7 protein-coding genes are annotated in these 7,206 nt (G+C 36.3%); 1 reads left to right on the top strand and 6 read right to left on the bottom strand.

What is annotated here, in order from left to right; all coding sequences use genetic code 11:
* Positions 1 to 106 precede the first annotated feature (106 nt).
* The 3 genes from QNI22_RS35475 to QNI22_RS35465 form a co-directional block, all read right to left on the bottom strand.
* A complete protein-coding gene (locus QNI22_RS35475) occupies positions 107 to 649 on the bottom strand; it encodes a DUF6597 domain-containing transcriptional factor (protein WP_314518755.1) in 543 nt (180 codons plus the stop codon).
* A 214-nt stretch (positions 650 to 863) separates the two neighbouring features.
* Positions 864 to 3,245 (bottom strand): ABC transporter permease, encoded by a 2,382-nt coding sequence (locus QNI22_RS35470; protein WP_314518754.1) that lies wholly within the window; start codon positions 3,243 to 3,245, stop codon positions 864 to 866.
* Positions 3,246 to 3,510: 265 nt separating this feature from the next.
* Positions 3,511 to 3,891 (bottom strand): nuclear transport factor 2 family protein, encoded by a 381-nt coding sequence (locus QNI22_RS35465; protein WP_314518752.1) that lies wholly within the window; start codon positions 3,889 to 3,891, stop codon positions 3,511 to 3,513.
* Positions 3,892 to 4,023: 132 nt separating this feature from the next.
* Here QNI22_RS35465 and QNI22_RS35460 point away from each other — a divergent pair, with 132 nt between their 5' ends.
* A complete protein-coding gene (locus QNI22_RS35460) occupies positions 4,024 to 4,680 on the top strand; it encodes a class I SAM-dependent methyltransferase (protein ID WP_314518748.1) in 657 nt (218 codons plus the stop codon).
* A gap of 358 nt (positions 4,681 to 5,038) precedes the next feature.
* Here the strand turns inward: QNI22_RS35460 and QNI22_RS35455 are convergent, their stop codons facing one another.
* From QNI22_RS35455 to QNI22_RS35445, 3 genes are all read right to left on the bottom strand, one after another.
* Positions 5,039 to 5,263, bottom strand: coding sequence for a hypothetical protein (locus QNI22_RS35455; RefSeq protein ID WP_314518747.1), 225 nt, complete (start codon positions 5,261 to 5,263; stop codon positions 5,039 to 5,041).
* A 492-nt stretch (positions 5,264 to 5,755) separates the two neighbouring features.
* Entirely contained in the window at positions 5,756 to 6,259 is a 504-nt protein-coding gene (locus QNI22_RS35450; protein ID WP_314518746.1) for a hypothetical protein, read from the bottom strand.
* Positions 6,260 to 6,596: 337 nt separating this feature from the next.
* The gene (locus QNI22_RS35445) at positions 6,597 to 7,178 is read right to left on the bottom strand and encodes a hypothetical protein (RefSeq protein ID WP_314518745.1); all 582 of its coding nucleotides are present in this window, start codon (positions 7,176 to 7,178) and stop codon (positions 6,597 to 6,599) included.
* Positions 7,179 to 7,206 lie beyond the last annotated feature (28 nt).

The following is a 7,206-nucleotide window of genomic DNA, read 5'->3' as shown; positions in this document are numbered from 1 at the left end:
GTGTCTGTTTTTCGTGATGGGCTACAAAAACTCAAAGAAAAGCTCACTTGTCTAGTCGATTTTCGAGAGTATCTGCTCAAGCGCTTTCCTAAAAAATCAACTATTTTTAAAATTGTCTAGTAGTATAATTCCCTCTATGTGTAATGATTTGCTGTATAGTATAATCTACGTACTGAAATGGAAGAGATGTTTTATAGATACGATTGCATAAATTGGTTAAGGTATTTTCAAAGTTCAGGAATGTTTGCCGGGGATCTTCCGTCAGGCAGACATGTAGCAGTTTGGCTTGGGGAATATCATGTAGAGAAACAATCGTATCTGTAATCAGACTAGCTGGAAACTTAAACAGATTATACATCGTGTGAGGGTGAAAGCGAATACCATACAACAAAGAGCCGGGACGTAATTCTAATGAGTAAGGAGATCGTGTTTGCCCTGCAAAAAATGCATCCGGTTCAGTAATCCATTCCAGTTGCTCCGTAGATCGTTTGGCTGTACTTGCAGACAGGTGAAAAATGATTTCCTGGTGCCCGTCTGGAATGATATTTTCGACATAAGGCAGATTAGCTGTATCTGAAACCTGAAGGCTCCAGAAAGATTTTACTACTGATGAAAGCTGAACTGGAGCATATGTTTGTAAATCAACCATAAGGCAATATATTGACAAAATTGCATTTGTGCAGCACTATACCTTTGTTTGTCAAAAGAGCTTATGAAATAGTTGTCTATACAAATCCACCAATAAGCGTCTACACATTGCATCTGTGAATTTATATAGAGCATTGGGAGGAGGTTGGAAATAAAACTATTTATTTGTCTTCCTGCATGACATATATATCATGCAGGAAGACTTTTTCTTTCTTTTATTCGGTACGTAAACTCCTGACAGGATTCGCAATGGCTGCACGTATGGCCTGAAAGCTTACTACCAGTAGTGTGATACTTAATGAACCTATACCTGCTGCTACAAAAATAAACCAGGAGAGTGAGGTTCTATAGGTATAGTTTTGCAGCCAGTTTTGCATAAAGTAAGAAGATAATGGGATTGCAATCAGGAAGGAAATTCCAAACAGTACCAGAAAGTCTTTTGACAATAAACTCCATACATTCCATACAGAGGCTCCCAATACCTTTCGTACTCCAATTTCTTTTTTTCGTTGTTCGGCGACAAATGAAGTAAGTCCAAATAATCCCAGACAGGAAATAATGATAGCTAATACAGCAAAGATGTTTGCCAGCTTTCCAACTCGTTCCTCATTGCCAAACTTCTTGGCATAGTCATCATCTACAAAGCTGTACTCAAATGGTTGGTCTGGATTGAATTTTTTATAAAGTGGTTCTATTTTATTTAAGGCTTCAACTGCACTTATTTTGGGATTAAGTTTAAGAATGTTCAGGTTTCCCGGATAATTCAGAATACCATAAATACTTGGTTTTGCCTCTGAATAGGGAGAACCCATAACCATGTCGTGTACCACGCCGATCACTTTTAATGGTTGATCCCACCAGGTTATGGTTTGACCTATAGGATTTTTTAAATTCATAAAGCGAACTGCTGTTTCATTCAAAATTACAGCCGAAGAGTCAGTAGTGAATTTTTGAGAGAAGTCTCGTCCTTCTTTTATCTGCCATCCAATGGTTTTTCCATAGTCGAAAGAGATAGAAAGAACCCCAAAGTCAGTGGACAGGTTAGGATCTTTACCCGGCCATTTCACACCACTTGTTGTATTCCAGATATCCGTAGTAGGACTTTCTGACTCTGCTATATGGGTAATGACGCCAGATTGTAGTAATTCGTCTTTTACTGCATTGAAATGGGAATGGATGGCATCTCCTGAGGTGGAAATCTGGAGAAGGTTAGCTCTGGAGTAACCTACAGGCCTATCCTTGGCAAACTGTATTTGCTGATAGACTACAATTGTGCCAATGATAAGGGTAACGGAAACAGTAAATTGCACTACCATTAACACTTTACGTGGAATTGCTGCATTGCGACCCGCTTTAAAAGTTCCTTTCAGGACTTTTACTGGTTTAAAGGAAGATAGATAAGCAGCTGGATAACTACCAGATATCAGAGCTGTAATAAGGACAAATAGAGAACAGATTAACCAGAAAATTACACTATTCCAGGGCATTTGCATCTGCTTGTCTGCTATTTCATTAAAGAATGAAAGAGAAAACCGGACAAACAAGGTTGATAATACAAAAGCAAAAAGAACCGTCAGAAAAGATTCACTAAAAAATTGAGCAATCAATTGATTTCGTAGTGATCCAATGGCTTTGCGAATACCCACTTCCTTGGCACGTTTCTCACTTCTGGCAGTTGACAGATTCATAAAATTGATGCAAGCCAACAATAATACAAACCCACCTATAATGCCGAACATCCATACATATTGTATAGCACCTCCGGTATTAACTCCGTTTTTAAACTCAGAATACAGATGCCATCCACTCATCGGCATCAGAAATAAGGCAGGTTTTTTCTTTTGTAGTTCAGAATTTATCTTTCTCAGTTTGGCATCCCGTATTCTTTGATTTACGGCGTCTATGTCTGCATTCTCATTTAGCTCAACAAATAAGCTGGTGAAGTTGGGGCGCCATGGGTCCTGCATTTTCTGTATGTCACTGTTCTTGTAATAGAAATCCCAGGAGGCGATAAAGTGGAGGTTGGCAAAGGTTGAGTTTTGTGGGAAGTCCTCATATATACCAGCTACTTTAACAGGTGGTAACTTATCTATCTGAATTGATTTATTGAGTGCCTCTCCGTCTCCAAAATAGGACTTGGCTGCAGAAGCAGAAATGAGTATAGAAGAAGGATCCTGTAAGGAGTTGTGACTTCCTCTCTGCATAGCAATTGTAAATATATCTGGCATCTCTTTTTCGAAGAAACCTCCTGTTTGCTTTAGCTTTTTATCTCCAATGGTGAGCAGATGTTCTCCCCAGTTTACTGCCATGGCAATATGCTTAAAGTCACTACTATAATTTGTGCGCAACTCCTCTGCCAGTGGATAGGGTACTGCCCACCAGGTTTGCACTTCTCCGTTGTTGTTCAGATTCTGAATTACTTGTGCTATCCGATCATAGTTCTTGAAACTTTTATTATAAGAAACTTCATCATACATCCATAAACCTATTGCCATCGCTACAGCCATGCCAATAGATAAACCCATCACATTAATAAAGGAATGCGTCTTGTCTTTTACAAGATTTCGCCAGGCAGTTTTGAGATAGTTTTTTAGCATAGAATTTTCAGATTATAAATGATTTAACAGATAGAACAATTTCTGGTCTTCTAATGCATTACAAATGCATTGCCATTTGCTTGCAACCTGTATTTATAGTCTGAAATAGGGATTTTGATAAATTTACCTTGCATGTATTGTTCACAAGCGGACAGGATATGTTCGCTTGTGAACAGCTGACAAATACTGTTTTTAGTGTATAAGCAGAGATAGCTGGTAAATCAATGTCTTATGAAGCATAATGCATAAGTTGAAAGTTTATAGATCATAACTCACGTATTTCCATGTGTTTAATCAATCCTTCTGTTAAAGTATATAGATGGTAAAGCATTTTATCCTGTAAGTGATTACCAGACAAATCCTTCACCACCTGATGTACTTCTACAACTATTCGTCCAGTGTTGTCTTTATGTATACTAGAAGGCTGTACTGTAGGGTTGATCATAGTCCATTGTCTTAACCAATAACTCTTTACTTCTGCGGGGCCGTATACATAACCTCCTTCCATGCCATTGGGCCAGTGCACATCAGGTGTCATGAGAGTTAAAGCCGTATCTACATTACGGGCATTAAATGCTTGATAGGCTGCAAGAATGAGCTCCTTCTCTTCGGATGTTATGGGTAGTTTTGAAGAATTTGATTGCATAAGGATACTATTTTAGATTGATATATAGATTAATCGGAAATGAGTATATATATCACCCAATACTTACGAAAAAAGTATCCATTAGCTATACTTTTGAATGTTTGCCTAAAATGAACTAGTTTGGCAGCCTGTATGAAAACATCTGAAGAAGTCATTGCCGGTCAGGCCATTTATTCTCGCTCTGTATTGTCCATATATGACATATGGGTATTGGGTATTTCCAATTCATTTATCTGGAAGTGTCCATCTTCTAGGATATTGTCACTATTTAATCAGCATGTTTCAGCCAATCATCTGGATGTAGGAGTAGGTACAGGCTATTTTCTGGATCGTTGCAAGTTTCCTGTTGCTAATCCTCGGGTAGCTTTGATGGATCTGAATGAGAACAGCTTACATGCCGCAGCCGCACGCATTAACCGTTATAAACCGGAAACATATAAACACAATGTGCTTGAGCCTGTAACACAAAGCATTGCTTCTTTTGACTCTATCTCCATAAATTATTTGTTTCATTGTTTGCCAGGTCCTCTTTCTCAAAAGGCAGTTTTACTGGATTATTTGCATCCCTTACTGAATGAAAACGGTGTTCTATTTGGATCAACCATTTTACAGGGTGATGTGAAACGAGGATATCCTGCCAGAAAGTTGATGAGTATATATAACAAGAAAGGTATTTTCAGTAATACACAAGATGATTTGCAAAGCCTGCGACAAAGTTTATCGAAAAGATATCGTGAGTTTGGTGTTGAGGTACAGGGATGTGTAGCTTTATTCTGGGGTAAGAAATAAATACTAAAACCATACTATTGCGTTTGGAATAAACAAACACAATAGTATGTTATGGTCTAATCCAAATGTAAATAAAGTTTGTAGTTGTCTTTGAAGAGAAGATTCTGTCTGCGCATAGTTTACTGCAAAAGATTTTTAGTAAAAATAATCCAGTTTGTTTATTCAATGAAGAGATTGCGTTTTATTCACAGCAATTTTTATTTTGACCGCAACTCCGATCATTTTTTTGTTTGCGCATAACTCACCGCAAAAACAAAATCTGATTGGAATTCACCGCAAATATTCTGCTGTCGTGAATTGTATGCAAGTCTTTCTGTGACGCCAACAATGTGGCATAAGAAGTGTGTATAATTTTCTTTTATTTTCTTAATAGTCTTTCCTGTTTTTTCCTCTGTTTTTTTAGCATAAATGTTTCTTCTACTGCACTGACTATATTGACCATCTGCTGTGCCTGCTGAAATTCATTCGAAAATTCCTCTGGTAGATGATATCTATAGAAACGATACATTGTAGGAGTTGCAACTTCAACAATGTAGGTAGTACCATCCGCCCAATTATCAACGAGTCTATTGATCTTATCCATATCTGGTAATGAGAACACATGGTTATCATGTAGCGTCTTTAGTAACATATTCCACCCATTAACAGGATGAAGAGATACTATAACAGATTTTAGTGTATCCGAAGTATTTTTTGTGCCAGGTATAGAAATATGAGGATAATAAAGTGCCTGCCAGGAAGTATCATTTTGAGATAATACAACAAGATCATTGAAGTATCTGAGCTCAAAGATAGTCCAAAGCCTGATTTCCGCTTTAGGGCTTCCTTGTTCTAGTTTTTTTAACTTTAGCTGTTTGGTTCTTTGTGTGATAATCTGATAATATATATTTGTTGAATCTGGTTTCTCCAGAGTAAATCTCTGTGAATATGATTGATAATTTATACACAGGACTATAAAGGCAAGAAGAAAAAGTTTTTGTATAGTAATCCTTCTGTAAAGAATCAAACAAATACGATTATATATTACAAAATTTTAATTACCAATCAATCATGATGCTGGAATAGATAGAATCAGTTAAAATCCATCTTTCTTAGGCTCTTCTGCTGGTTTCACTAGTTCAGGAGGTAATCCTGCTCCAGGTATTAGTTCTATAAGATTTTGGTTATAAGATAGATGGGTGGGTTTCAGTTCTTTGGGAATGCTATAGACCAATCTTGTGTAGAGAGACTCATTGCCTTTAATTGTTTTATTTGCCTTTTGGAAAAGTGTAATCAAAGCCGGTTTCATGATGAAGTCAGGCTTGTACTTTATCTTCTTTCCAAAATCCAACAAACATATATCTTCCAGATTTATGGGTTGGTCTTGTCCTGTAGAATTAGTGCAGTGTATATAAACAGCAAAAAACTTGTAGCCTTTAATTGGATAAGTATAACCGCTACCAGTACCAAATCCTTTAAATTCTTCTGTACTTTCAACTTCGAATACGAAAATATCTAATGGTTTATTCAGCATGCTGGTTGAACCAGATACAATAGTTAACAGAAATGTAAGGAGGGGAAAAAGTATAAATTTCTTCATATAATCAATCGTATTGTTATTGATGCCTCAAAGTTACATTTAAAAAGTTACCTCCCGTTTAGGAAATAGCGTCATTCATACATTGAAAGTTCTTTTTAAAATTTTTATCAGGTTGAGAAAGTAACTCTATTAGTAAAATTTACCTCTGAAAAATCTATGCTTGCCAATTTTGTTTTCCACTTCCAGTGTTTTGTAAGGCAATATTGATGGAAACAAAACTAAGATATAGAAAAAGTAGTAAACGATTTTCGTAAAAATATATACTGGTATAAACAAGTAGATGGTGTTTTATAACTTTAGTTGGTAGTTATGATCTAAAAGGAAAACAGAACGTGTGTCACTTATATTGTTTTACATGGTAATTGCCATCCTTGAAAATTAGTCTTTGGTACTTTCCTGAAAAGCCTTCTTCGTGAGTTGGTAAAGGAACAAGTATTGTTTTTCCTTTGTCTTGCAACCTTATTTCTGGAACTTTGTCATTATCTCCAAATTTATGAAGGTCAAATTCGACAAAGAGCTTGTTTTGAAAGCCAGGTGTAAAATCTCCAAATATATCCGGACTATAATCTGGAAAGATCCTGAGGTCTATTAATTTATTGTTTTTAATCTCCAATGCCTTTATTTCTTGCCATGGGAGACTTGAAGAACCTTGTCCAAATCCCTGGGCTAAGTAGAATATTTCATCTTTTTGATTTACAGTATAAATAGTATCATAATGCATATATGAGTTGGATAGATGCTTATCTGTTGAATCAATCAACAGTCGGGACTTTAGCTGATTATTTGAATCTTTAAATAATGCCATCGTGGCATACTCAATCATACTTCCACCCATTCTGGTATCCCATGAGATTAGACATAAATTTTGATCTTTTGATTTTACAATATATAGCCAGTCAAAATTTAGTGTATCCTTCATAAGAAAGAATTGATGTTTGTAATGGATT

The sequence above is a fragment of the Xanthocytophaga agilis genome, from assembly GCF_030068605.1.
Classification (GTDB): Bacteria; Bacteroidota; Bacteroidia; order Cytophagales; family 172606-1; genus Xanthocytophaga; species Xanthocytophaga agilis.
This window is presented reverse-complemented; position numbering and strand designations above follow the sequence as displayed.

Bases quoted from the DNA above. Each gene is read 5' to 3' on its own strand.
- QNI22_RS35475 (WP_314518755.1), bottom strand. From the start codon at position 649: ATGGTTGATTTACAAACATATGCTCCAGTTCAGCTTTCATCAGTAGTA.
- QNI22_RS35470 (WP_314518754.1), bottom strand. From the start codon at position 3,245: ATGCTAAAAAACTATCTCAAAACTGCCTGGCGAAATCTTGTAAAAGAC.
- QNI22_RS35465 (WP_314518752.1), bottom strand. From the start codon at position 3,891: ATGCAATCAAATTCTTCAAAACTACCCATAACATCCGAAGAGAAGGAG.
- QNI22_RS35460 (WP_314518748.1), top strand. From the start codon at position 4,024: ATGAAAACATCTGAAGAAGTCATTGCCGGTCAGGCCATTTATTCTCGC.
- QNI22_RS35455 (WP_314518747.1), bottom strand. From the start codon at position 5,263: ATGGATAAGATCAATAGACTCGTTGATAATTGGGCGGATGGTACTACC.
- QNI22_RS35450 (WP_314518746.1), bottom strand. From the start codon at position 6,259: ATGAAGAAATTTATACTTTTTCCCCTCCTTACATTTCTGTTAACTATT.
- QNI22_RS35445 (WP_314518745.1), bottom strand. From the start codon at position 7,178: ATGAAGGATACACTAAATTTTGACTGGCTATATATTGTAAAATCAAAA.